This is a genomic window from Lactobacillus intestinalis, from assembly GCF_024397795.1.
Classification (GTDB): domain Bacteria; phylum Bacillota; class Bacilli; order Lactobacillales; family Lactobacillaceae; genus Lactobacillus; species Lactobacillus intestinalis.
Window position 1 is genome coordinate 637943 of sequence record NZ_CP072983.1, and the last position, 26003, is coordinate 663945.

Annotated in this window: 21 protein-coding genes; 17 read left to right on the forward strand and 4 right to left on the reverse strand. The window is 35.2% G+C overall.

What is annotated here, in order from left to right; translation table 11 throughout:
• Window positions 1–97: 97 nt before the first annotated feature.
• From KBW87_RS02915 to KBW87_RS02925, 3 genes are all read right to left on the reverse strand, one after another.
• The gene (locus tag KBW87_RS02915) at window positions 98–4627 is read right to left on the reverse strand and encodes a BspA family leucine-rich repeat surface protein (protein ID WP_057809947.1); all 4530 of its coding nucleotides are present in this window, start codon (window positions 4625–4627) and stop codon (window positions 98–100) included.
• 217 nt (window positions 4628–4844) lie between these two features.
• Window positions 4845–5768: an N-acetylglucosamine kinase gene (locus KBW87_RS02920; RefSeq protein WP_057809949.1), complete on the reverse strand. Its 924-nt coding sequence runs from the start codon at window positions 5766–5768 to the stop codon at window positions 4845–4847.
• A 91-nt stretch (window positions 5769–5859) separates the two neighbouring features.
• A complete protein-coding gene (locus tag KBW87_RS02925; protein ID WP_057809951.1) occupies window positions 5860–8415 on the reverse strand; it encodes a YfhO family protein in 2556 nt (851 codons plus the stop codon).
• Window positions 8416–8505: 90 nt separating this feature from the next.
• Here KBW87_RS02925 and KBW87_RS02930 point away from each other — a divergent pair, with 90 nt between their 5' ends.
• The 12 genes from KBW87_RS02930 to KBW87_RS02985 all read left to right on the forward strand — a co-directional run bounded on the left by KBW87_RS02930 (window position 8506) and on the right by KBW87_RS02985 (window position 19572).
• Window positions 8506–10596 (forward strand): peptidoglycan D,D-transpeptidase FtsI family protein, encoded by a 2091-nt coding sequence (locus tag KBW87_RS02930; RefSeq protein WP_057809953.1) that lies wholly within the window; start codon window positions 8506–8508, stop codon window positions 10594–10596.
• A gap of 74 nt (window positions 10597–10670) precedes the next feature.
• Entirely contained in the window at window positions 10671–10820 is a 150-nt protein-coding gene (rpmG, locus tag KBW87_RS02935; RefSeq protein ID WP_004046092.1) for a 50S ribosomal protein L33, read from the forward strand.
• 54 nt (window positions 10821–10874) lie between these two features.
• Entirely contained in the window at window positions 10875–11441 is a 567-nt protein-coding gene (locus tag KBW87_RS02940) for a 5-formyltetrahydrofolate cyclo-ligase (RefSeq protein WP_057809955.1), read from the forward strand.
• 8 nt (window positions 11442–11449) lie between these two features.
• Entirely contained in the window at window positions 11450–12130 is a 681-nt protein-coding gene (locus KBW87_RS02945; RefSeq protein WP_057809957.1) for a rhomboid family intramembrane serine protease, read from the forward strand.
• Window positions 12130–12339 (forward strand): YqgQ family protein, encoded by a 210-nt coding sequence (locus KBW87_RS02950; protein WP_004046086.1) that lies wholly within the window; start codon window positions 12130–12132, stop codon window positions 12337–12339. The genes KBW87_RS02945 and KBW87_RS02950 overlap by 1 nt, the downstream gene beginning before the upstream one ends.
• 71 nt (window positions 12340–12410) lie before the next feature.
• A complete protein-coding gene (locus KBW87_RS02955) occupies window positions 12411–12812 on the forward strand; it encodes a rhodanese-like domain-containing protein (RefSeq protein ID WP_057809963.1) in 402 nt (133 codons plus the stop codon).
• A 61-nt stretch (window positions 12813–12873) separates the two neighbouring features.
• A complete protein-coding gene (gene miaA / locus KBW87_RS02960; protein WP_057809965.1) occupies window positions 12874–13794 on the forward strand; it encodes a tRNA (adenosine(37)-N6)-dimethylallyltransferase MiaA in 921 nt (306 codons plus the stop codon).
• A complete protein-coding gene (locus KBW87_RS02965) occupies window positions 13787–15031 on the forward strand; it encodes a methionine gamma-lyase family protein (protein WP_057809966.1) in 1245 nt (414 codons plus the stop codon). Before miaA ends, KBW87_RS02965 begins: the two co-directional genes overlap by 8 nt.
• 208 nt (window positions 15032–15239) lie before the next feature.
• Window positions 15240–16577 (forward strand): type I glutamate--ammonia ligase, encoded by a 1338-nt coding sequence (gene glnA / locus KBW87_RS02970; RefSeq protein WP_057809968.1) that lies wholly within the window; start codon window positions 15240–15242, stop codon window positions 16575–16577.
• Between the two features lie 84 nt (window positions 16578–16661).
• Entirely contained in the window at window positions 16662–17474 is an 813-nt protein-coding gene (locus tag KBW87_RS02975) for a Cof-type HAD-IIB family hydrolase (protein ID WP_057809970.1), read from the forward strand.
• A gap of 142 nt (window positions 17475–17616) precedes the next feature.
• The gene (locus KBW87_RS02980) at window positions 17617–19032 is read left to right on the forward strand and encodes a DHA2 family efflux MFS transporter permease subunit (RefSeq protein ID WP_057809972.1); all 1416 of its coding nucleotides are present in this window, start codon (window positions 17617–17619) and stop codon (window positions 19030–19032) included.
• Window positions 19033–19125: 93 nt separating this feature from the next.
• Window positions 19126–19572: a hypothetical protein gene (locus KBW87_RS02985; protein ID WP_057809974.1), complete on the forward strand. Its 447-nt coding sequence runs from the start codon at window positions 19126–19128 to the stop codon at window positions 19570–19572.
• A gap of 66 nt (window positions 19573–19638) precedes the next feature.
• On the opposite strand, the gene galE is transcribed toward KBW87_RS02985, so the two are convergent.
• Window positions 19639–20631, reverse strand: a complete 993-nt coding sequence (galE, locus tag KBW87_RS02990; RefSeq protein ID WP_057809976.1) for a UDP-glucose 4-epimerase GalE — start codon at window positions 20629–20631, stop codon at window positions 19639–19641.
• Window positions 20632–20820: 189 nt separating this feature from the next.
• Between galE and KBW87_RS02995 the strand changes: the two genes are divergently transcribed.
• From KBW87_RS02995 to KBW87_RS03015, 5 genes are all read left to right on the forward strand, one after another.
• On the forward strand, window positions 20821–21825 hold the full coding sequence (locus KBW87_RS02995) for a LacI family DNA-binding transcriptional regulator (protein WP_057809978.1): 1005 nt from the start codon (window positions 20821–20823) through the stop codon (window positions 21823–21825).
• A 42-nt stretch (window positions 21826–21867) separates the two neighbouring features.
• Window positions 21868–22176: a Beta-galactosidase C-terminal domain gene (locus KBW87_RS03000; protein WP_255807258.1), complete on the forward strand. Its 309-nt coding sequence runs from the start codon at window positions 21868–21870 to the stop codon at window positions 22174–22176.
• 171 nt (window positions 22177–22347) lie between these two features.
• Window positions 22348–23517, forward strand: a complete 1170-nt coding sequence (locus KBW87_RS03005; protein ID WP_057809980.1) for a galactokinase — start codon at window positions 22348–22350, stop codon at window positions 23515–23517.
• A 17-nt stretch (window positions 23518–23534) separates the two neighbouring features.
• The gene (locus tag KBW87_RS03010) at window positions 23535–25004 is read left to right on the forward strand and encodes a UDP-glucose--hexose-1-phosphate uridylyltransferase (protein ID WP_057809982.1); all 1470 of its coding nucleotides are present in this window, start codon (window positions 23535–23537) and stop codon (window positions 25002–25004) included.
• Between the two features lies 1 nt (window position 25005).
• Window positions 25006–25992, forward strand: coding sequence for an aldose epimerase family protein (locus tag KBW87_RS03015; protein ID WP_057809984.1), 987 nt, complete (start codon window positions 25006–25008; stop codon window positions 25990–25992).
• The last annotated feature ends 11 nt before the right edge of the window (window positions 25993–26003 follow it).

The window sequence follows — 26003 nt, forward strand, 5'->3', positions numbered from 1 at the left end:
AGAGAATTTTCAAAGTTAAGATAATTTATTAAAAATACAATAAAAAACCATGTTCCTGTATAAATATGTAATTGGAACATGGTTTTTTAGTAATTGATTATTTATCTCGGCGTTTTCGATCGATCAAACCTAGATTTGCAAGAGCTATTAAAAGTAAACCTATTATGTTCATTTTGTTTTGACTTTCGCCTGTTTGTGGGAGCGTAGGATGGTTATCCTTTCGTTTAGTCATATTAACATTGTCTTTTTGGGGGGTTTTAGATGTAAGCAATAATTTATCTTTGGTTTTAGGAATATTTACGGCTTCCATATTAGTTTGGTTATTGTTATGTTTAGATTGAATAGTCTCGTTAATTTGAGTAGTTTTAGGCGCTCCCATATGTTCAATTTTTTGTTTAAGTGGTTGAACATGTGTATCTTTAGCAGGCTTTATCGAAGGCATGTCTTCTTTATGAGGTTTTGGATAGTTCGGATTGTCTTTTGATTTGTTTGGAATAACTGGTTTAGCTGGAATATCTAGGGTATTTGGTTTACTTGGAACATCTGGAATAACAGGTTTTTCTGGATGGGGATGAGGAAGATTGGGATTTATAGGAGGAATAACTTGATTATTATTGTTAATCTGATGATAAGATACCGTGATAGTAATATTAGAGGTAGATGGGCTAACATTGACGGCATTAATAGTAGAAACCTTATTTTGTCCGACATAGGAATCATAATCCTTAATTTGGGGAATTTCGAACTTATCCCATTGTCCTTGAGCAGGTGTCCAAGCTCCATACTCAATAGTTCCATCAGCATATTTAATTACAGTCCGAATGAATTTAACAATTTGAGTTTTAGTAGATGTAGTGCCATCTGGATTTTCAATGATAATAGTTCTAGTGGGAGAAACTGTTTCTGTAGTAATTTGAGGATTAATAATATGTAATTGATATATGCTAGTCATTAAACTAGCTAAGTTGTTACCATTTACTATCGCTTTAATACCATTTGGATTATTATAGGGATCGTATGAAGGCGCTGGAGAAATGCGATTGGTTACCTTAATATGACCATCTACAGTATCTTCTTTGATATTCCAATCAGAAACTAAATTGCCTAAATTATTTTTAACTACATTTATACTAGTTTGTTGATTAAAGTAATTTTGCATCTCTTTTAAGTTAGTAAAAATAAAGTTTAGTCCTTCTTGTGAAAGCTCTTGATTATTGCTAGCTCTAACAAAAGTTAATATATCAGCATTTTGACGTCCAGTAATTGTTTCACCTTTAATATCTTTCCAGTTCTGATTATTAATAGCAAGTAATGTTGGGAGTGGTTCCCCATTTACCCCGTTAGCAATTACTACGATTGGATTATTACCTATGAAATCTTTAATTTTAAACGCATTGGTAGCATTAGGTAAAGAAATATTATTCATAGAAATAACTGCAGGATTAGTTAAATCCTTAAACATATTTTCCACTCCGCCTAATTCACCATCTTCACGAACGAAACCATAATTATTAAGACGTTTAATGTGGCTCAGATCCCAATTATTTAATCCAATATATTTTGCTCCACTGTTGTTGAACATTCCTTCAGCAATTTCTAATTTACCAGTATTCCATCCGCTTAAATCGACTTGACTTAGACTAGTAGTACCATAAAACATTGCTCGAGTATCATGGACATTAGAGGTATTCCAATGTGAAATATCTCCCACTGAAACTAATGCTACATCAGCGGCAAACATATCAGCTAAACTGTAATTTTGTTCAGTTTTCTTTAAACCGACACTTTCAGTATTCCAGTTAACCAAATTTAGTTTTTCAAGGGCATAATCTTCAAAGAACATGTAACTCATGTCTGTTACCTTAGCAGTATTCCAATTATTAACAAAACTCAAATCTTCTTGTTTATGCATTTGAGCAAACATGTAACTCATATCAGTGACATTTGAAGTATCCCAGTTAAGATTTTTAAGGACATCGTCTGGTAAACTTTGTAAGCCAAAAAACATCCCCGCCATATTAGTAACTTTACTTGGATTCCAATTTGATAAGTTACCAATTCTAATTAATTTGTCTTGTCCTCCAAACATGTAAAGCATGTTAGTTACATTGGATACATCCCAATTTGATAAGTCAAGTTCAATTAAATTTCCGTTGCTTTCAAGAGGTAATGGTTCCTGATTATTTTTCGTTTCGTTTATTACACTTTCAAACATCCCTGCCATATTAGTTACATTATGAGTATTTAAGTACTCAATCCCAATAATTTTGACTAATTTAGGAGTATTAAAAAACATGTAACTCATATTAGTGATATGACTTGTATCAAGTCCAGTTAAGTTGACACTTTCCAGATAGGGCATATTGCTAAAGAGGTTTGCTAAGCTTGTTATAGTTGGCGAAAGGGTAGTAGTAGACAAATCAGCAGAAGGAGATTTACTGATTTTTATGCTAGCAACATATTCGTTCAAAATATCAGAGGTAATATTCTTAGTATTGGTAATATCCACATTCTCGATATTCCAGTCTGCCCAGTTAAACATTCCAGAGGTATTAACATTTGCCAAATCTAAACCGCTTAAATTAACTTTTTTAAGATTGTGATCACCGGTAAATAAACCTGCTAAGTTGTTAACTTGGTTAAGATTCAGTCCAGATAAATCTGCATTTTCAAGGTTAGGCATATTGGTTAATAATCCTCCTAAGCTAGTAATGTTAGGAGAAAGATTAATTTTAGTAAAGTTGATTGAGGTGGCATGGGTATTTCTTAAGCTCTGAACATATTGATTAAGAATGTCTTGAGTAATATTTTTGGCGTTTTTAATATTGACATTCTTAATGTCATTAACCCAGTTAAACATTCCAGATGTATTAATATTCGCAAAGTTTAACCCACTTAAATTAACATTTGTTAAATTTGTATCACCACTAAACAAATCATGCATGTCAGTAATATGTGCTATATCAAGTCCAGACAAATCTACATTTTTAAGGTTAGGCATGTTACTCAATAGACCTGCTATACTGATGACATTAGGGGAAACACTAATTCCATTTAGATTAACAGAAGGAATGTGACTATTTCTAAGACTTGATGCATATTCGGCTAAAATTTCAGAAGTGATGTTACGAGTTTGAGTGATATTAACACTTTTAATATTATTAGCAGCCCAGTCGAACATTCCATTTGTATTAATATTTTTAAAATTCAAATTACCAAAATTAATATCAGTTAAATTATTATCTCCAGAGAACATTTGACTCATATCGGTAATATCACTGGCATTGAAACCTGTGAAATTTACAGTTTTAAGGTCAGACATCCCACTAAATTTACCTGATAGACTAGTTATTTCTGGAGAGAGGCTAATCTTAGATAGGTCTAATGAGGTAGCGTGAGATGTTTTTAAGCTTTCAACATATTTATTTAAGATGGTTTCATTGATATTTTTAGCTCCTGTTAAATCAAGAGTATTTACTCTCCAAGTCCAGTTAAACATTCCCTCCATGGAAGGATTATTTGCAAAATTCCAGTTATTTAAGTTGATACTGGAGAGCCAATTGTCACCCGAAAATAGATTATCAAAATTAGTAATCTTATTAATATTCCAGTTACTTAAGTTAGCATTTTCTAGAACTGTATCCTCTTGGAAAGCACTGCCCATATTAGTAACTCCACTTGTCTCTAAATGACTAAGATCAACTTTCTTTAAGCTGGAAGAATTTGCAAAAGCTCCAGCCCAATTACCCTTAGCATAAACTTTATTGTTATCCTCATTTCCTTGGTTATCAATAGTGATATTAGTTGCTCCATCTTTAACTATGCTTTGCATTAAATCTTTGGTGATGTAAACTTTGTCGGTATCTGAAATTTTACCAGCTATATTAAAATCAGATGTATTTGGAATATATATATTTTGCTCGTCTACTCCATGATAGCTAGTTAATGTATATTCGTGGTTTGTGTTATCAAGATTACCATCCCAATCATTGACATTATATTTGAGATTATTTTGTGTAGAAACAGCTTTAGTAACTATTTTATTAAGAGAGGATGGATTTATCTTATTAGATTCTTGTTTTTCATTTAAGTTTTCAGATTTTTCAATATTAGTAGGTTGATTTTTTTGTTCAGTTTTATTTTTGATTTGCTGAGTAGTTGTCTGTTTTTGGCCAAAAGATTTATCATTATTAGTTGCAACATTCGTAAACTGTTTTTTTGATTCTATTTTTTTAGAATTGCTTTCTTGATTTGTGCTGTTAGTAGCTTGATCATTTAGAGCGTCATTCTCTTTTTTATTATCTTTAATAGTGGAAGAAGTTGGTTTGCTTGAGTTTGTTTTAGTAGTTCGCAACTTTGTCGATGTTGATGTAGTGGAGATTATATTATTTTTAGGCTGAATTGTAGCGTTAGGCGTTTTGCCCTCTGATGGGGTACTTGCACTATTTTGGGTGTTTACAACAGTATCATTCTGGTTTGCAGCATATGCGGTATGACTATTGATCCCGATAAAAGTCATCCCAATTAAAATTGAAGCAGCTCCTATAGTTAATTTTCGAATAGAAAAATGATCTTTTTTTTCGTCTGTTTGTCTGATTTTTTCGTTAAAATTGTTTTTAGACAACATAGTGATACTCTCCTTAACTAAAACCAAAATTTCGTCTCTATTCACCATGTAGTATACACCCGAATGTGAGCCGTTCAATAACAAACGCTTTTTAATTTTTAAAGCTGTTAATTTTGATAGAATGCGACTTTGGGATTAAATAAAATAACAAAAACACCCCATAATTGCAGATATAAGTATACAATTATGAGGTGTTTTATTGATTTTTATTAAGTTATTAATGATCTTCGTGATTAGTGAAGTAACGGTAATCTTTACTCTTATCGAACATAACACCACGTGCGTTTTCACCGTTTGAAACGGAGAATTCAGCCTTTGGATATTTACTCTTAACTTCGTCTTCCATTAAATTACGAAGCATTTCATTATTTGCAAGAACGGAACCAGTAAGAGCAATCTTCATTGGCTTAGGATCTTCGTAACGATCTAAACCAATAATGATATCACGAGCTAAAAGATGAGCTTGTTCCTTGATAACGGCAGAAGCATCTGGATCACCTTGATCTGCCAGCTTAGCCACGTGAACAGCCATACCAGCAACTTCTGAGTTAGTCATCTTGTAGAACTTAGCATTACATTCATCCATGTGTTCAACATTGAAGAATTTAGTAAACATTGGAATCAAGGCGTTATCTTCACGCTTATCCCAACTAAGAAGGGCAGATTGCATTGCGCTCTTAGCGATTGCATAACCAGAACCTTCATCGCCTAAAATGTTACCATAACCACCTACTGCGATTAAATGGCCATCTTGTAAACCGTTAAATACAGAACCAGTTCCGGCAATAACTAAAGCACCATCTTCGCCTTCAAGTCCGCTGTAAAGGGCAAGAAGGGAATCGGTAATTGCACGGGTTGGGAGATTGTTGATTCTTGAAGAAATTGTGGCTGCAACTTCTGGAGCGTTTCCGACAACAGATAAACCAGCGATTCCTACAAGAACACGCATACAATCGCCATCAATCTTATCAAGCAATTCATTTACAGTATTAGCGATGTTGTTAATACCGCCTTCGTAATCAGCATTAATTTGGCCAGGACCACCTTCTGCGCGGCCGAGTTCCTTGCCATTTAAGTCATATGCAATAGCAGTGGAGTGAGTACCACCAGCGTCAACACCAATTTGGTATTTGAGAGTCATAGCTACTCTTCTTTCTATTTAAAATTTTGTGAACGTATACATTTTATTACAAAGTGAATAGTTAGGTCTAGTAAAAATTACAATGATAGCGTTAACACTTACGTTTCTTTAGAAAAATTAAAGTAAATAACGAAATAATTGCTCCAATGATCAATGTAAATGGAACATAAACTAGCTTTAGATCATGCTTTCCTTTAGTTATTTGTATTGATAAGAATGTATTTGCAAATAACTTCTTTTTAACTAAATGGCCATTGTCAAAAATGAGCCAATTTCTATTGAAAGGAATTGTAGTAGCTAAGGTTTGCGCTCTATCTGTAGAAAAGTGACTGCGTACCACTAATCCTTTTTGGAAAAAGGAAGGCTGATTTTGTAAAAATTGCTGACTAAGTTGTGATACTGCTGAATTATTCAATTCCCATAAATTAATCCCATTTAGGTCTAATTTTCTATTTTTTATATTGAAAGTTATTTTTATTTTTTGTCCTTTTTGGCGATAGGCAAAATTGATCAGCCGACTTTGAGGATCACGAGTATCAATATTAATACTTGCGCCGTTGATGAATAAATCAGTTTGATCATTATTTAAAGTATCAGGAAGCTCTAAATAGTAAGAATTTTGAGTAGAGGGAGTGAGGGTGAAAGAGATGCTGGCATGTTTAGCGATGTTTTTTTGAGTAAATTCTAAATTATTATCGGGGCTAGAAGTAGCGTTAATAGTTTTAGTTGACGGAAGAATAATGCTATGAAATAGTGGACTTTTATTTGCAGTTATTTTGTTAAAAAGAAGAGCCTGATTTCTAGTGGGATTATCTTCATCAAAATGAATTCTTGTAGCTGAAGCTGAGGTCAAAAAAAGTAATGGAAAAGCTGTTTGATTTTGATAAAGATTTAATCCCGAAAATTGCTTAATAAAATGATACCCATTTACATCAAGACGTTCATTTTGATTATCAAAACTCAATTTCTTATAAGCGTAATTAGGAGTAAGGTAATATTTGATACCTAAAATATTATCTGTAATGGGGCTGCCCCCATAGTTGGTGTAAGAATTACTATTGTGGAGATAGCCTAAATTTTGCAAAAGGGTTAAAACTTTTTGATCACTAATGGAGTTAAAATTGCTGATGCCGTAATAATTGGCGGTAAAGGGATCGTCATCTGAGCGATAGAAGGTTTTCTCTACTCGATAAAATCCGGGATGAGTTTTTTTGAGGTATTGGGTTACTTGATTAGTAGTTTTACTAAAATTTTGATAATCTGCATTATTTTGATAAGCCAAATTGTTTAAAGATAAAATAGTGTTAACAGTAATTTCGATAATGATAATTCCAAATAAAAGTTTTCCGCTAATTCGATTTTGATTGTATAAAAAGCAAATATAAACAACAGCTAAAGCTAAGAACAAACAAGAAATAATCAGATTGGTATTGTTAAGAAATTCAATTTTGTTGGTAATAAAAGCAAGATAGAAACTAAGTCCAGTGGCTAAAATTGCAATAAAGATTTTCTGAGCGATAGATAGTTGACTTTGTTTTTTAATAAATAAAGTAGCTAAGTTCAAGCTAAAGAAAATCAAGATAAAACTAAATCGTCCCGGATACCAAACTGGGAATTGCCCTAAATGCCAAACTAAAACTAATGGAGTCCAAAATAGGGAAAATACTAAGAAAATAAATAGCAGTAAATTAGCTAATTTTGGTTTCCAGTCAATTTTGTTACTAGTAAAGTAGGCCATGATAAATAATAAAAATGGCATAGTCAGGTAGATATTAGGCATACCTGCTTCCATTTCATGAAAACTATAAGCTCCCAAAGCTAACTTACTTAGTTCTTCAAAAGGAGGAAATTGAAAACCGAAGCTCCAGCGAGCTGGCGACGATGCCTTTCCAGCTAGCATTTCAAAAAGAACTGGTAATAAAATAAATGCACTAATTAAAGAGCCTAGAATACTTGCCTTAAAGTAATTTATTAAAGCTTCTTTTTTAAATTGGGTAAAAGTTAATTGGCTTAAAAAGTATAAAAATCCAAATAAAAGCACCATAAAGCCTGTATAAAAATTAGTGAACCAAAGCAAAAAAGTTAACAAGATAAGATGATTGGGCTTGTTATAAAGACAGTGATCAATTTCATTGACCAATAAAGGTAATAAAATTGCTGAATCCAGCCACATTAAATTGAAATGATTGGCAATTACATACCCGCATAAGGCATAGGCTAAGCTGCTACTGAGAGCATAATAATCAGGGATGCGCTTTTTCCAATAGAAAAAACTGCTTAACCCCATTGCGCCTATTTTTAGAGTGATGAGTAAAAGAATAGCAATTGGAAGCTGATTTTTTGAGAATAAAAATAAAATAAGATTGAACGGGCTCAGTAAATAATAGGCATCTGTGCCCAGCATTGAATTGCCCAAACCATTTTGGAAACTATAGATCAAGTTTGAAGGATGAGTAAAAAGAGAATTTCGTAGGAATGAAAAGAAATCTACATATTGCTGTCCTAAATCTACAGTCAAAATATTAAATTTATGGAGAGCAAAATACATAAAAAATATGATAAAGGGAATAAAAAAACTCAAATAGTATGGTATTTTAGACTTGGTAAATAAATTTTGCTTTAAATAGTTAACTTTTTCTTGTAGCATATTAAAATTTGTCAAAGCTCCTTATTCAGTTATAGAAATGGTAAGATCTTTTTGTTAAAATAATTGTCAGTTTAGTAAGGGACGATGTACGTGAATTATTTTAGAAAAAATAGTGGCACTGGTTCAAATAAACAGGCCTCAACACCACTTAGAATGAAGATCATTCTAGGGATAATTTTTATTCTGTTTGCAACATTGATTGGTCAATTAGCATACTTGCAATTGGCTTATGGATCTCGTTTTAAATCAGAAGTTCAAAAATCTGATTCTACTGTAGTTTCAAGTCAAGTACCTCGAGGAGTTATGTATGATGCTAAAGGCCGAGTTTTAGTTGGAAACAAGGCTAATAACGCTATAACTTACACCAAAGGTGCCTCGACTTCAAGTGAACAGATTTATAAGATTTCTAATGCTTTGAGTAATTATATAAAAATTACTAATGAGAAACCAACTGAACAGCAGGAAATTGAATATTACTTAGCTGATCCGGAGGTCTCAAAACGTGAACTTGCCAAATTACCGGCTTCGCAAAAGAGTCAAAAATTGGAGCAAGCACAAATTACTCAAAATGTTGAAAATCAGGTTCGTAAAGAACATATTAAATTAAATAGCAAACAAAAAACAGCGGCTTTAATTTTTAATAAGATTTCAGGAGCATATACACTTTCAACAATCTATATTAAGAATAAAGATTTGACTAATAAAGAAATTGCTGAAGTAGGTGAACACCTCTCTGAATTACCAGGTGTGGGTATTGGGACTGACTGGCAACGTTCATATCCAAATGGTTCATCTATTCAAAGTATCATTGGATCAGTTTCTACTGAAAAGTCAGGTTTGCCAAGTGATAATTTACAATATTACTTAACTCAGGGCTATTCTAGAAACGATCGTGTAGGTACATCATATCTTGAAGAAGAATATGAACCTCTTTTAAAGGGAACTAAGTCAACTAGTGAAGTTACTACTAAGGGTAGTGGCGATATCCAACAAACTAAGACAGTTTATAAAGGACAAGCCGGTGCTAGTTTGATGTTGACGATTGACGCTAAGTATCAAAAAGAAGTCCAATCTACTTTAAAACGAGTATACAATAATGCTTTGTCAGCTGGAGCTGCTCGCTATTCTAATGGGGCTTACGCAATCGCAATGAATCCAAAAACTGGAGCGCTTTTGGCAATTGCGGGTTTAAGTCATGATCCGAAAAAGAATAAAACTACTGAAAATGCTTTGGGAGCAATTAACCAATCATTTGTTATGGGATCCGTTGTTAAAGGTGCAACTGTTTCAGGTGGTTTAATTAATAAAGTTATTACTCCAACTAATAATACTTTGCCAGATACGGCAATTTATTTACCAGGGTCTTCAGTTAAGAAGTCAGTTTACCCAATCGGAACTTTCGGTTCTTTGGATGCTGAAACGGCTTTGGAAGTCTCAAGTAACATTTATATGATGCACTTGGCTATGAACTGGGTAAAGGCTAAATACGTACCTAAGACCTATATCAATATGCCTAATGATTCTTTTGAAATTTTAAGACGTAATTTCAATATGTTTGGTTTAGGCCAAAAGACTGGTGTTGATTTACCAGGAGAAGTTTCAGGTATTCAAGGTAAGTCATTTAATTCAAAGGGCCAAATTTTATCTGGTTCTGTACTGGACTTGGCATATGGAAACTATGATGCTTATACCCCAATTCAATTAGTACAATATGTTTCTACAATTGCCAATGGTGGTTATAGAATGCAACCATATGTGGTTCAATCAGTAGGTAAGACTAGTTCAGATGGGAAGAAGATTTACATTAACTACAATAAGACACCTAATGTCCAACAACAAATTCCTTGGACTCAAGATGAATTAAATGTGGTTCGTCAAGGTTTCTGGCGTGTAGTTCACGGAACTAATGGCTGGGGTACTGCCCACCCATTAAAGAATGTAAAGCCATCAATTTCAGGTAAGACTGGTACTGCTCAAACTTTCTACTATGATCCAGATAATCCTAACCGTAAGAATCCACCAGAATTAATTAACGCTACTTTTGTTGGTTATGCTCCTTCAAATAACCCTAAGCTTGCCATTGCGGTGGTATTCCCCGGTTTAGATCCAGATATGGAAGGAACGTACACTTTACAAGTAGCTAAAGAAATGGTCCAAGATTACTTTAAGTTACATAAATAAAAAAATACTGGTCAAATGCTCAGAAAAATGCTATTCTAATACAGTCAGAATATAAATTGTAGGTGGTGAAAGAAATGGCAGATAACATCATTTTGGAATGCACCGAATGTGGCGATAGAAGTTACTTATCCAAGAAGAACAAGCGTAAGCATCCGGAACGTTTAAGTTTAAAGAAGTATTGCCCAGTCGAAAGACACGTAACACTTCATCGTGAAACTAAGTAATAAACCCAAGATAGCAGGTCTAGATGCCTGCTATTTTTTGTTATTGGTGAAAAAATGAAAAAAATAGATTTACGCAAGAAACAAATTGAAAGTTTAAAAGAGTTTGCTGACGAAAATCAGAAAAAAATTGAGGATAAAAAACTTTTAGATAAGTTTATGTCAACAAATTTATGGAAAAATAGTCAATCTATTGGAATTACTTCTTCTTTGCCTATTGAAGTTGATACTTCAGAACTAATTGCCCGTTTGTGGGATGAAGGAAAAGATGTCTATTTAGCTAGAGCAAATAATGATCCTAATCATACTCAAGACTTTTTGGAATATACTTATATGACCAAACTTAAAAAATCTAAGTTTGGAGTAGATGAAGTAGCAAATCCTGATGCGAAAATCAATAATGAATTAGATTTAATTGTAGTACCAGGATTAGCATTTGCACTTGATTCACATGCCCGTCTAGGTTTTGGTGGAGGGTATTACGATCGCTTTTTAAAGAAGTACCCTACTAAAACAATTGCTTTAGCTAATTCACGGATGGTTTTTGAACATGCTCAATGGCCAGTAGAAAATTTTGATGTTCCAATTCAGACTATTATCACTCCAACTAAAATTTATAAGTAGAGGTAGCTATGAATCGAAAACTAAACTTTAATACGACCTTTGTGACCTTTGGAATATTGATTGTTTTGCTTGTCGTATTTATTGTCGAAATTTTTATGGGTGGTTCTGAAAATAACTACACTTTAATGAAAATGGGTGCGATGAGTAATTATGCAGTTGTTGCTGGTAATCAATGGTGGCGACTTTTTACTGCACAATTCTTACATATTGGGGTTCTACATTTAGTCTCAAATGCAGTGATTATTTACTACATGGGTCAATATATGGAGCCTATGTTAGGACATCTGCGCTTTTTGCTTGTTTACCTACTATCAGGAATTGGCGGAAACTTGCTCAGTTTAGCTTTTGGTAGTGATAAGGTGATTAGCGCCGGTGCTTCAACAGCTTTATTCGGCTTATTTGGGGCAATGACTGCAATTGGTTTGCGTAATATGAAAAACCCAATGATCAGCTATTTAGGACGCCAGGCTTTTGTTTTGGCCATTGTTAATATTGCTTTAGATTTATTTGCGCCGAACATTGATATTCAAGGCCATATTGGTGGTTTTGTGGCAGGATTCTTGCTGGCAATTATTGTCGGTGATCGAACAATGCGTAAATATAATCCAAAATGGCGTGTCGTTGCAGCGGCTGTATTGATTGTTTATGTAGTGTGGACTGTTAGATTAGGAATGGTAGTCAAATTCTAATGAAGACTTTATATGATGTTCAACAATTTCTAGAAAAGTATGGCGTTTTAGTTCATGTTGGAAAAAGAATTTGGGATATTGAATTAATGGCAATTGAACTAGATAATATCAACCATTCAGGTTTAATCGATAAGCATGATTATTTGGTAGCTAAGCTTATTTTGCAACGTGAGCATGAAATTGAAGAGCGTAAAGAAAAAAGATCCTAAAAATCGTTCTATTTAATTTTCTTTAGTGTATTATTAATAGTATAAGTTTTTTAGAGGGGCAGAATAAATTTATGTCACAATTTTTGATTATCTTAGATACCGTTTTAATCATTATTATTCTTGGAATCGGTGGAGTGTGGCTTTTTAACAAAATTCAAGCTAAACGTCTTGGTGGCGCACTCACTAACGAAGAATTTAAAGACGGCATGAGAAAGGCTCAAATCGTTGATTTACGCGAAAAACAACCATTTAAGCGTAAGCATATTGATGGTGCACGCAATTTGCCATATACCATGCTTAAATACAATTACACTGAGCTTAGAAGCGATTTGCCCGTCTATCTTTATTCAGATTCTGTGACTGTAACTTTAAGAGCAGCTAGATTTTTGAAGAAGAAGGGCTTTAAGTCAATTCATTGGCTTGATGGCGGCTTTGAAAACTGGAAAGGCCGCACTAAGGCATCTAAATATTAATGAATAAGCAGCATTTGATTTTTTCAAATGTGCTTTTTTAGTATCTTGAAAAGGAATTAATATGCAAAAAGTATTGGCAATCGTAGGGCCAACGGCTGTTGGAAAAACAGAACTAGCAATTAAATTGGCTAAAAAATTGAATGGGGAAATCGTATCTGGTGATTCCATGCAGGTTTATCAAGAAGTTGAAATTGGAACTGCAAAAGCAACTAAAGAAGAGCAAGCTGAAGTAAAACATTACTTAGTAAATACACGCTCAGTTTTTGAGCCGTATTCAGTTAAGGACTTTGTTGATCAAGCAACAGCGGCTATTACTGAAATAAGTAAAAAAGGTAAGCTACCGATAATTGTTGGCGGAACTGGTTTTTATGTAAATGCATTGCTTAATAAAATGCAATTGGGTGAAAAAACTGATCAAGAAAAAAGTGTTACTCAAAAATGGGAAAACTATTTAACTGAAAATGGCGCTGAAAAGCTCTGGCAACAACTGCATGATAAGGATCCAGTAGCAGCTGAAAAAATCCCCATTCCTAATAGTCGTCGGACTCTGAGAGCCCTTACGGTTATTGATCGAACTGGTAAAAAGTTTTCTGAACAACAAGAAAAAATTGAGCCTCGCTATGATTATTTGATTATTGCTTTGAATTCAAAAAGAGCAAAAATTTATGATCGAATTAACCAAAGAGTGGATAAAATGATGGATTTGGGGATGCTGGATGAAGCCAGATTCATTTATGAAAATCGTGCCCAGGAGCATCAGATCTTGCAAGCAATTGCTTATAAAGAGTTCTTTCCCTATTTTGAGAAAACCGCAAATTTGGAAGAATGTATTGAAAGTTTAAAAACAGCATCACGCCGATATGCAAAAAGGCAGCTAACATATTTTCGTAATAAGTTGCCGGTGGAGTGGTTTGATCCTTTAGAAGATCCAAATTGTGAGCAAGAGATTTTAGAAAAAGTGGAAGAGTGGTTAAATGTTTGATATTCCAGAAGAATTACAAAAACTAGTTGTAGAAGTTGATAAACAAATTGATCCTAAACTTAAGGAAATTGATGATCAAATTGTTTATAACCAGGCTAAAGTTTTGGATGCCTTTAGAAAAGAAGAGGTGGCAGAGGCGGATTTAATAGGTGCAAATGGCTATGGGGACGATGATATGGGGCGTGACAAGCTGGACCGAGTTTATGCACGTGTTTTTAATACGGAAGCGGCGGTTGTACGCCCTCAATTTGTATCTGGCACCCATACCTTGTTTACTGCCTTAAACGGCAATTTGAATTATGGGGAGAACTTAACCTATTTGACGGGGATGCCTTATGATACGATGCAAGAAGTGATCGGGTTAACTCCTAAAAAGCGGGGAACTTTGATGCAACGTGGAGTAAAGTTTTCTTATGCTCCTTTAAAAGATAATGGTGAGATTGATTATCAAGAAGCTAAAAAGGTTCTTTTAAAAAATAAACCAAAGATTGTTGCTATTCAGCGTTCAAGAGGGTATGCCACTAGAAAAACTTATACTGTTCGTCAAATTAAAGAAATGATTGATTTTATCAAGAAAACAAGTCCAAAGAGTCTGATTTTTATTGATAATTGTTATGGTGAATTTTCTGAAAAACATGAACCAACTGAATATGGGGCTGATTTTATGGCAGGCTCCCTCATTAAAAATGCTGGTGGAGGTATTGCTCAGACAGGTGGCTATGTGGTTGGAAGAAAAGATTTGATTGAAAATACTAAGATTGCTTTGACGGCTCCCGGGTGTGCTGATGAAGGGGCAACCATGAGCAATTTGCATGATTTTTATGAGGGATTCTTTATCGCCCCTAATGTAGTTGGAATGGCTGAAGAAGGAATGATCTTTGCGGCTGCCATCTTTGAAAAAATGGGAATGAATGTCACACCACGTTGGGATGAAACGCGTAGTGATGTCATTGAAACCATTATTTTTGAAGATCCGGATAAAATGCAAAAATTTGTTAAAGAAGTGCAAAAATATTCTCCAGTAGATTCTTTTGTAAATCCAGAGGCTTATCATATGCCCGGATATGAAGACAAAGTTATTATGGCAGCCGGCAATTTTGTTTCAGGATCCACAATTGAATTTTCTGCAGATGGTCCAATTCGTCCACCATATGCGGTTTATATGCAAGGCGGTTTGACCTATGCCCATGATAAAGTTGCCATTATTAATGCGGTTAAAGATATGTTTTTTAGTTAATTAAATTGGACTTTAATAGCTAAAGGTTCGGATTTGGCGAGAATTTTAATCTTTTTAAACATTTTATAAAGATATTAAAAAATACAGTAGACCAATTTGACTTTTTTAAATTGGTCTGCTATTCTATTAGACAGTTCTACGAAGAGAAAAGAAATCGTAATAGGACCGTACCAATTAATAGTTATTTTTAATTTTTAGGTGAAAAATTATGAGTAAAACAGTTACAGCAGAAGATATTAGAAAAAGTGTTGAAGACAACGATGTTCATTTTTTGAGATTGGCTTTCACTGATGTTAACGGTACTTTAAAAGCCGTTGAAGTTCCAAAGAGCCAATTGGATAAAGTTTTGACTAACGATATTCGTTTTGATGGTTCTTCAATTGACGGATTTGTTCGTCTTGAAGAAAGTGATATGGTTCTTTACCCAGACTTCTCAACTTGGTCAGTACTTCCTTGGAGCGATGAACGTGGCGGCAAGATTGGTCGTTTGGTATGTTCAGTTCACAAGACCAATGGCGAACCATTTGAAGGTGACCCAAGAAATAACTTGAAGCGTGTGCTTAAAGAAATGGAAGAAATGGGCTTCTCAGATTTCGATATTGGTTTTGAAGCTGAATTCCACCTCTTCAAATTAGGTGAAGATGGTAATTGGACTACCGAAGTTCCAGATCACGCATCATACTTTGACATGACTTCAGATGACGAAGGTGCAAGATGTCGTCGTGATATTGTTGAAACTTTAGAAAATATTGGTTTTGAAGTTGAAGCAGCTCACCACGAAGTAGGTGACGGTCAACAAGAAATCGACTTTAGATTTGATGATGCTTTAACTACTGCCGACCGTGTTCAAACCTTTAAGATGGTTGTTCGTGAAGTTGCTAGAAAGCATGGATTATTTGCAACCTTTATGGCTAAACCAATTCAAGGCGAAGCTGGTAACGGTATGCATACTAACATGTCATTATTCAAGGATGGTAAGAATGTATTTTATGATAAGGATGGCGAATTCCACTTATCAGATACTGCCCTTCACTTCTTGAACGGTATTTTGGAACATGCTCGTGCAATTACTGCAATCGGCAACCCAACTGTTAACTCATACAAGCGCTTAATTCCTGGTTTTGAAGCTCCAGTTTACATTTCATGGGCTTCAAAGAACCGTTCACCACTCGTACGTATTCCAGACGCTGAAGAAATTAATACTCGTCTTGAAATGCGTTCAGCAGACCCAACTGCTAACCCATACTTGCTTCTTGCAGCTTGTCTTACTGCCGGCCTTCAAGGCATTAAGGAAGGTAGAAGACCTATGGATCCAATTACTTCCAACGTCTTTGAAATGACTGAAGAAGAACGTGTACAACGTGGTATTAAGCCACTTCCATCAACTCTTCACAATGCTATCAAGGCATTCAAGGCTGATGAACTTATCCAAAGTGCATTAGGTGAACACTTAACTCAAAGTTTCATCGATTCTAAAGAATTAGAATGGGCACAATACACTCAATCTGTTTCAGATTGGGAAAGAGACCGTTACATGGGTTACTAATATTAATTAGGTCAATAAAAAAGTCGCTGTCAAAAAGTTGGCAACGGCTTTTTTCTATGGTTAAATTTTATAGAGGTGAAAAACATGACATTACCATTTAAAGCAGTTGCCGTTGATATGGACGGCACTTTTTTAGACGATAGAAAGCAATATAATCATGAGCAATTTGATAAGATTCTGACTGAATTTGAAAAGCAGGGGGTTCACTTCATTGTGGCTTCTGGTCGTCCTTATGCACGACTTAAGCAAGATTTTAGTGAATTTGCTGATAGAATGGATTTTGTGACTTTAAACGGTTCTCGTTTGATTATTGAAGGAAAAGATGCCGGTGGCTATCCTTTGAATCGTCAAGACGTGCTGGACTTGATTCATGAGGTTCATGATAAGTATGGTAAGATGGCAACGATGGTCTTTGAAGAAGGGATTGCATATTTAAATACTGAGATTCCTAAAGAAGAGCGCGACTTTTTGGCATATTTTGCTGGTAAAAGTGATGTCGTTGATGCTTGGTGTGATTTGCCAGAAGGCGATATTTATCAAATCACTTTTAATATGGATAGCAGTAAGGCTAAGGAAATTGAAGATGCTTTCAATAAGACCCATGTTAACCAAATTTCTGCTTTTGCTTCAGCTAACACCGCTATTGACGTGAACGTAAAGGGGATTAGCAAGGGAACTGGGCTTAAGAGATTGCTTGAAAAATTGGGCATGACCGGAAAAGACTTGATTGCCTTTGGTGATGGCGGCAATGATATTGACATGCTCGACTTTGCGGAATATTCATATGCGATGGCTAATGGGATGCAAGAAGTTAAAGATCATGCTAAATATGTTGCTCCTGCTAATACGGAGAATGGAGTTTTCAAAGTTCTTCAAGAATATTTAGATAAAGATTAGAAAAATATTTGAAAGGTTATCTATCTAAGATAGCCTTTTTATTTTAAAAAAATAATATCGCTTACATGGAAAAGTTTTACTTACGAAGAAAATTTTTTTCTGGTAAAGTAATCAACGTTGTTGAAAAAAGGAGGAATTTTTAATGGAAGAAGTAAGTAATGAAATGCAGGCACGGGTAGAGGTTAGAAACCCTTGGCTTGCAATTCTACCATTAATGCTCGGAGCCTTTGTGGGTATGTTTAGTGAAACGGCCCTTAACATTGCGCTTCCGCAACTTATGAAGGCTCTTGCAGTTGGTCAGTCTTCAATTCAATGGTTGGTTACTGGATACATGTTAGTAATCGGCATTGTCCTTCCGCTTTCAAGTCTTTTGACTAAGTGGTTTACGACCAAACAATTAGTCATTTCAGGATTAGCATTTTTCATTATTGGATCACTAATTTCTGGCTTTGGAGTAAGTTTTTCTATGGTTCTAGTAGGAAGAATGATCCAAGGTGTGGGCACCGGGATTATTTTGCCATTAATGTTTACAGTGGCAATGCTTGTGTTCCCACCAAATAAATTAGGTTCTGTTAACGGAATCTTGGCTTTAGTTATCATGTTTGCACCTGCAATTGGTCCAACTATTACTGGTTTTATTTTAGCGATGGGTTCATGGCGTGATATTTTCTATACCTTTGTTTTATTCTTGGTAATTGCTTTAGTTATCGCATTTTTTTCCGTTGAAAATGTTAACCAAATTACTAAACCTAAAATTGATTTCTTATCAATTATTCTTTCAATTATTGGCTTTTCAGGTTTGATTGCAGGTACAAGCTTCGCCAGTCATGCAGGTTGGCTTTCCATTCAAGTATTAGGTTGCTTAATTGTTGGAATTCTCGCCTTGGTATTTTATGTTAGACGCCAATTAAAGTTAAATGTTCCAATTTTAAACATGAAAGTCTTCAAGCACTACAACTTCACCTTGGGTGCTGGTCTTGTCATGATTGACTTTGGCATTATTCTTTCTGCCATGTATCTTTTACCACAATATTTACAAAACGGTTTGCTTGTCGCTGTTGCTCTAACAGAAATTATTATGCTTCCAGGGGGTTTAGTAAATGCTTTGGTCTCAGCTGTAGCTGGTAGAATGTATGACAATTTTGGCGCAAAGTGGCCAACTAGAATTGGCTTCTTGATTGCTTTTGTTGGGGCATTCTTGCTTAGTATTGTTACTACCAGCAGCCCAATTTGGTATGTGATTTTAGCTCATATTATCTTGATGATTGGGACACCACTTGCGATGTCTCCAGCTCAAACCTCTGCTTTGAACTCCTTGAAAGGAATTGAATCGGCTGATGGCTCTGCAATTTTGAATACTGTGCAACAGATTGTTGGGGCATTGGCAACAGCTTTAGCTACAAGCTTCTTAACTCTGGGAAGAAACAGTGTTGGTGGAGCTGAAGCTTTTAGATTTACAAATGGTATTCATTATGGAATGTACTTCACGATTGCATTGACGGTAGTAGGTTTTATTATTGCTTTATTTGTAAAAGATGATGGCAACTACAGCAAATAGAACTAATGCGGTGATTTTTTCACCGTATTTTTTGTAGTTAAGAAAAGAAAACTGTAAAATAGTACATAATAATAAAAAGCGAGGTTATGATAAATGGAAGATATTAATGTAGAATTTCAAGCTAGCAATCCGCGTAGTGTGAAGCTTCTCAACAAGTTATATGATGGCCACTTGGTGTTGAATGACATCGGTTTTAGACTTAATGAGCAATTAAGTGGCGACGGTGAAATTACCGTTCCTAATGAAGAAGATGTTCAAAACTTGAATGATACTTTTAAAAAGGCAGTTGATACATTTACTCAAATTACTGAAGAATATGGCGATGTAAATCAATTTGCAGACAACTTTTTTGGGGATACTAAAACTTTTGCTGAAGCTGTGATTACTGAAATGGTTGACTTTAATAATGGAATCGCTGATATTGCTTCGGTTGGACTTGAATCATATGATGATGAAAAGCTCAATGATTGGATCAACAAGATGATGGGTGAAGTTGTTGATACTAATGAAGCTTTCAATAAATTGATTGGTGAAGAATAAAAGAAAAGACTAGCAAAATTTTTGCTAGCCTTTTTTAGGGAGAAAATAGTTATATTAGGGTATTATTTATTTGTCTTCATAGCCTTTTGGATGGCCTTGGTGCCAATTCCAAGCGGTGGAAATTACATCCTCGACGTTTTCGTGCTTTGGCTTCCAGCCTAAAACTTCGCGAGCCTTAGTTGAATCGGCTACCAAACTATCTGGATCGCCGCCGCGTCTTGGTCCCATTGTATAAGGGATGTCAATGCCGGTGACTTTCTTGGCTGCTTCCAGGATTTCCAAGTTGGAGTAGCCTTGAGCAGTCCCCAAGTTGAAGACGTCAGACTTGTTAGTTTCCATCACATGCTTTAAAGCTAAAATGTGAGCATCAATCAAGTCTTCTACTTGCACATAGTCACGGACATTGGTACCGTCTTTGGTGTCGTAATCGTCACCGAAGATAGTGAAGTTGCCATCACCGGAAATTGCACTCTTTAAAATGTTTGGAATTAAGTGAGTTTCTGGAGCGTGATCTTCGCCAATACTGCCGTCACTAGAAGCCCCAGCCACATTGAAGTAGCGCAAAGCAATTGACTTGATACCGTCAGCCTTGTCAGCCCAGTGCATGATCTTTTCCATCATCATCTTGGTTTCGCCGTATGGGTTGATTGGATCAAGCGGTGTGTCTTCGGTAATTGGCAATTTCTTTGGAATACCATAAGTAGCTGCAGAACTTGAGAAAACCAAATATTTAACATTGGCATCATTCATAGCTTCTAAAAGTGAGATCATGCCCGAAACATTGTTGTCGTAGTACTTGAGTGGCTTCTTGACAGATTCTGGAACTAATGAATAAGCTGCAAAGTGCATAACAGCGTCAATTTTTTCATCGCGCAAAATCTTGCTTACCAAAAAAGTGTCTTCAATATCGCCTTGGTAAAACTTAGCCTTAGGATCAACAGCCTTTCTGTGGCCGGTGTACAAAGCATCTAAAACAACAACATCGTTGCCTTCTTTAACTAATTCTTTAACAGCGTGAGAGCCAATATAGCCCGCTCCGCCGATAACTAAAACTCGCATAAGCAGTGCTCCTTTTCTTGAAATCGATTACATTATAGCACATATCTGGTAAAGAATTTACTAATTTTGATAAATTATTTAAAAATTGATTTAGATATTTATTGGAAAGTAGTAAATGTTTTGTATAATAAAGTAGTAAATGTTTTGTATAATAAAGTTGAAAAGATTTTTTAATGGAAATGATGAACTATGACAACTATCAAAGAAATTGCATATGAATCGGGATACTCGCCAGCAACAGTATCACGACTGTTAAATAATGATCCAAACTTATCAATTACTGCTGATACTAAAAATAAGATTTTGGAGATAGCCAATAAACTTGGTTATTGGAAGGATCACCAAGAGAAGCGAATTCGCCCAACTATTGCGTTGTTATACCGCGTAAATAATAAAGAGCAAATTCAAGATGAATACTTTACTTCTCTTAAAGAGGCTTTGATTTCAACTGTTGAACATGAATCGTTAAAAATGAAGACCTATTACAATATCGATGATTTGATCGAACATGCTGATTTATTTCAAGGTTTTATTGGAGTAGGGGCTGATGAAATCGAGCAATCTAAATTAGAAACTTTGCATAAGGTTTTACCCAATGGAGTGTTTGTTGATACTAATCCAGCCCCTGAATTATTTGATTTGATTCGGCCTAATTTGGCTTTAACTGTCAAAAACGCCATTAATTTATTTATTGAAAAAGGCTTGCAGAGTTTTGGTTTTATTGGTGGAGACGGGGTGAAGCATGATCATATCCAAGAAAGAGACATTCGCGCAGTTGCTTTTTCTGAATATGTTCGATCTTTGAATAAAAATACTCATCCCATGTTTGTAAATGGACCATTTAGTGTTGATAATGGTTACAAACTTGGAAAAGAAATTCTTAAGAAGTGTAAAGATGACTTACCGGAAGCTTTTTTGGTGGCTTCTGATACTTTGGCTGTAGGAGTTTTACAAGCCTTTAACGAAGAAAATGTGATTGTGCCTCGTGACACGCAAATTTTAAGTATTAATAACAGCAATATTGTTAAATATGTTTCTCCGCCACTTTCTTCATATGATATCGATCAACAAGAAATGGTTGATATGGCGCTTAGAATGTTAACATCTTTGATTATTCGACCAGATCGGCCGCATATTGATGTGAATATGAATACTAAACTCATTGTAAGAAAAAGTTTTGTTCCAAAAGGTTAGTAAATTATTAAGTAAATTGCCAGCTATGCAGAGACCCCAGCAATTACTCAAAATGAATATGGTAAAGGAAATGCCTGGTATGTTGGCACTTGGCTAGATCATGCTGGCTTAAGTCACTTATTTGATCAAATTCTTGAAATAACTCATATTGAACCCCTAGCCAATGAAAATAATGAACTTGAAATCACTAAACGCATTACGGAAGATGGTAAAGAATTATACTTCATTCTTAATATGAGTAATGATAAGCGCAAATTGCCCGATAAATTTAGTGCTTATCAAGATTTATTAACTGGCAAGATAGCTAGTCAAACTTTGAAAGCTTGGGATGTAGAAATCTTAAACAAATAAAAATTATCTCCCCTCTCTTAGAGAATAAGGAATTGAGTAAAAATACTTAGTTCCTTATTTTTTGCTTAAAATAAAGCGTTTTATTTTTATAAGTAAATTATTTACTAATTAAGCAAAAAGATTTATACTAACTTATGAAAACGATTACAGAACGGAACTGAGGGTATAAAAATGGATAAAACAGAATTACTTAATGCTTATCAAGACGTATATGGTGAAGAAGGAAAGGATGTCTTTTTCTCACCAGGTAGAATCAATGTGATTGGTGAACACACTGATTATAATGGGGGACATGTATTTCCAGCAGCAATTAGTTTAGGTGTATATGGTGTATATGGACCACGCGAAGACAAAAAAGTTAGATTGTATTCCGGTAATATCGATGGTGATGTTGTTGAGTTTGATCTAGATGATAACAGCGTTGAAAAAGATGATCGCTTTTGGACCAATTATTTCAAGGGGATGTTGACATATCTTCGTCAAAGAAAAGATGGTAACAAGATTGATCATGGTTTTAACTTATACATCAAGGCAACTCTTCCATCTGGTTCAGGTCTTTCTTCATCAGCTGCGATTGAAATGTTGATGGGAATCATTCTAAAAGATGAATTCTATTTAGATGTGGACCGTGTAACTTTGGCTAAGCTTGGTCAAAAAACTGAAAATGAATTTGTCGGTTTAAATTCAGGAATTATGGATCAATTTGCCTGCATTATGGGTAAAAAAGATAGTGCAATTTTCTTAGATTGCAACACGATGGAATATGAATATAAGCCATTGAAGCTCGGTGATTATGAAATCGTGATTATGTCGACTAACAAGGAACATACCTTAGCTGATTCAGCTTACAATGATCGCGTTCAAGAATGTCACGATGCTTTAAAGAAGTTGCAAACTAAGCTTGATATTAAGAGTTTAGGCGAAATTGATAGCGATACTTTTGATGAATACTCTTATCTTATTAATGATGAGACGGAGTTGAAGCGTGCGCGTCACGCAGTCAATGAAAATCAAAGAACCCTTCGTGCTACTCAAGCGATGGAAGATAACGATTTAGAGAAACTCGGTCGTTTAATTGATGCTTCTCACGTTTCTCTTCATTATGATTATGAAGTAACAGGTAAAGAACTTGATACTTTAGCCGAAAGTTCATGGAAACAAGCCGGAGTCCTTGGTGCAAGAATGATCGGCGGCGGCTTTGGTGGTTCAGCAATTGCCATTGTCAAAAAAGATCAAGCTGAGGACTTTAAGAAAGCTGTTGGAAAAATTTATCGTGATACGATTGGCTATGATGCAAGTTTTTACGATGCAGAAATTGTTGATGGTACTAAGAAGATTTAAAGGAGTAGGCAAAAATAATGGATTTATTTGAAAAATTTGCAGATGAAGTAATTGAACATGGAAGCTACAAGGAGCTGGATCGTGTTTATATCATCAATAAAGTTAAGGCTTTGGTTGGTGATGATGATGCCGAAGTAGAAGGGAACAAGCCCGTCGTTAAGCAATTGGTTGATTTAGCCGTTAAGCGTGAAAAGATTCCTGATGATATTACTTCAAGAGAAGTTTTGAACGATGAGCTTTATGATTTAATGACACCAATTCCTAGTCAAGTGAATGATATTTTTTGGAATAAGATGCAAGAATCTTCTAAAAAAGCTACTGATTGGTTTTATAAGCTTTGTGTAGATAATAACTACGTTAAAAAAGAAGCAATTGCTAGAAACATTGTCTTTGATGGGACTAGTTCAAAGGGTCATGGTTTAGAGATTACGATTAATTTATCAAAGCCTGAAAAAGATCCTAAAGCAATTGCTGCTGCAGCTCATGCCACTGGTAAAAAATATCCCCAATGTGCTCTTTGTCTTGAAAATGAAGGATATATTGGTGGCTATGGTAAAAATGCCCGCTCTAATTTGAGAATTATTCGAATCAATGTTGGTGGACGCCCTTGGGGTTTTCAATATTCACCGTATGCTTATTTTAATGAACATTGTATTTTTCTTGATGAAAAGCATATTCCAATGGTGATTAATCAACAAACTCTAATCAATTTAGTTGATATTGAAAAGCAATTTCCTAAGTATTTCGTAGGATCAAATGCTGATTTACCAATTGTTGGTGGGTCAATGTTAGCTCACGAGCACTATCAGGGTGGTCGACACATTTTCCCAATGATGAAAGCTAAGGTCAAGAAGGCAGTTAAGTTTAACAATTATCCAGACGTCGAAGCCGGGATTGTTGATTGGCCGATGAGTGACTTGCGCTTAAGTAGCGATAATTCCTTAGCTTTGATTGATTTAGGCAGTCAGATTATTAAGTTCTGGGATCATTACAGCGATGAGAAGCGTCACATTAAGGCCTTTGATGGTGAAACTCGTCACCACACAGTTACGCCAATCATGCACCGTAAAGGCAAAAAGTTCATCTTGGACCTAGTGTTGCGGGACAACAATACCAGTGAGCAATATCCATTAGGAATTTTCCACCCACATGAAAAGCTTTGGCACATTAAAAAAGAAAATATTGGCTTGATCGAAGTAATGGGCCGCGCAATTTTACCAGGTAGATTAAAGAGCGAACTCGAAGAAGTTAAGAAATACTTGCTTGATCAAGACAATCAAATGGCTGAGAGTCATAAGGAATGGGCTGATGAATTGAAGCAAAACAATCAAATCACAGCAGCCAATGTAGAAAATATCTTGCATCAAGGTTTAGTTGAAGTTTTTGAAGAAGTTTTACAATGTGCAGGCGTCTTTAAGAATAATACTGATGGTGATCAAGGTTGGCAAGAATTCATCGATGCTTTGACAAAAGAAGTAGGCGAATAAGATGAAGACAGCATTTAAGAAATATGGGCGCAAAGATAATCACGATCTATGTGAATTAATGCTTTTGAATGATTCTGGCATGGAAGTCAAAATCCTCAATTATGGTGCCACTTTAGAAAAAGTTCTTCTTTCTGGTGACGATCTAATTTTGTCATTGAATTCACCAGCAGATTATTCAAAAGAACGGAATTTTTTGGGTGGAACGGTCGGCCGAATTTGTGGACGTGTTTACCAAGGAAAGTGGCAATTGGGTGCGAATATTTTGCAACTTCTACAAAATGATGGTGAAAATCATATCCATGGTGGCATTGGCTTAGATATGCAAGTTTGGAATTTTAAACTTTATGCTGGTAGCCAAGTGGCACGAGCTGACTTAACTTTAGTCGATCCAGATGGCAATAATGGCTATCCTGGAAACTTAAAATTGCACGCTATTTATGAATTAGATAATGATAACAATTTACGCTATGAATTGATCGCAGTTAGCGACAAGATGACGATTTTTAATCCAGCCAATCATACTTACTTCACTTTAGGTGAGAAGGCTAAAGATTTAAAGATGCAGCTGAACGCAGATTACTATTTACCGGTAGGTGAAGATGGTTTGCCAAATCAAGGGATGAAGAGTGTTGATCAAACAGCTTTTGATTTTAGAAAAGTGAAGAAAATTGGTGAAGCGCTAAACTCTAGCGATAAGCAGATTAAATTGCGTAATGGTCTTGATCATCCTTTTATTTTAAACGGCAATCGGCCAGCTGCTACTTTAATTGGTGAAAATCATCAAATGACGATGACGACCAATGCGCCAGCTATTGTCACTTATACGGCCAATCATTTTAACCATACGGGCGTGGCAAACAATATTGACCAATATGATGGCATTACGCTCGAAGCGCAATGTCCACCATCTGAAAATTCAGACTTAGGTGAAATCACTTTGCTTCCATTTGAAAAATTTGACCGCAAAATTTGTTGGTCATTTAAATAGTTAGAAAATAG

What these genes read in the sequence shown, in the direction of transcription:
- KBW87_RS02915 (WP_057809947.1), bottom strand. Translation starts at nt 4,627, where the DNA reads ATGTTGTCTAAAAACAATTTTAACGAAAAAATCAGACAAACAGACGAA.
- KBW87_RS02920 (WP_057809949.1), bottom strand. Translation starts at nt 5,768, where the DNA reads ATGACTCTCAAATACCAAATTGGTGTTGACGCTGGTGGTACTCACTCC.
- KBW87_RS02925 (WP_057809951.1), bottom strand. Translation starts at nt 8,415, where the DNA reads ATGCTACAAGAAAAAGTTAACTATTTAAAGCAAAATTTATTTACCAAG.
- rpmG (WP_004046092.1), top strand. Translation starts at nt 10,671, where the DNA reads ATGGCAGATAACATCATTTTGGAATGCACCGAATGTGGCGATAGAAGT.
- KBW87_RS02940 (WP_057809955.1), top strand. Translation starts at nt 10,875, where the DNA reads ATGAAAAAAATAGATTTACGCAAGAAACAAATTGAAAGTTTAAAAGAG.
- KBW87_RS02945 (WP_057809957.1), top strand. Translation starts at nt 11,450, where the DNA reads ATGAATCGAAAACTAAACTTTAATACGACCTTTGTGACCTTTGGAATA.
- KBW87_RS02950 (WP_004046086.1), top strand. Translation starts at nt 12,130, where the DNA reads ATGAAGACTTTATATGATGTTCAACAATTTCTAGAAAAGTATGGCGTT.
- KBW87_RS02955 (WP_057809963.1), top strand. Translation starts at nt 12,411, where the DNA reads ATGTCACAATTTTTGATTATCTTAGATACCGTTTTAATCATTATTATT.
- miaA (WP_057809965.1), top strand. Translation starts at nt 12,874, where the DNA reads ATGCAAAAAGTATTGGCAATCGTAGGGCCAACGGCTGTTGGAAAAACA.
- KBW87_RS02965 (WP_057809966.1), top strand. Translation starts at nt 13,787, where the DNA reads ATGTTTGATATTCCAGAAGAATTACAAAAACTAGTTGTAGAAGTTGAT.
- glnA (WP_057809968.1), top strand. Translation starts at nt 15,240, where the DNA reads ATGAGTAAAACAGTTACAGCAGAAGATATTAGAAAAAGTGTTGAAGAC.
- KBW87_RS02975 (WP_057809970.1), top strand. Translation starts at nt 16,662, where the DNA reads ATGACATTACCATTTAAAGCAGTTGCCGTTGATATGGACGGCACTTTT.
- KBW87_RS02980 (WP_057809972.1), top strand. Translation starts at nt 17,617, where the DNA reads ATGGAAGAAGTAAGTAATGAAATGCAGGCACGGGTAGAGGTTAGAAAC.
- KBW87_RS02985 (WP_057809974.1), top strand. Translation starts at nt 19,126, where the DNA reads ATGGAAGATATTAATGTAGAATTTCAAGCTAGCAATCCGCGTAGTGTG.
- galE (WP_057809976.1), bottom strand. Translation starts at nt 20,631, where the DNA reads ATGCGAGTTTTAGTTATCGGCGGAGCGGGCTATATTGGCTCTCACGCT.
- KBW87_RS02995 (WP_057809978.1), top strand. Translation starts at nt 20,821, where the DNA reads ATGACAACTATCAAAGAAATTGCATATGAATCGGGATACTCGCCAGCA.
- KBW87_RS03005 (WP_057809980.1), top strand. Translation starts at nt 22,348, where the DNA reads ATGGATAAAACAGAATTACTTAATGCTTATCAAGACGTATATGGTGAA.
- KBW87_RS03010 (WP_057809982.1), top strand. Translation starts at nt 23,535, where the DNA reads ATGGATTTATTTGAAAAATTTGCAGATGAAGTAATTGAACATGGAAGC.
- KBW87_RS03015 (WP_057809984.1), top strand. Translation starts at nt 25,006, where the DNA reads ATGAAGACAGCATTTAAGAAATATGGGCGCAAAGATAATCACGATCTA.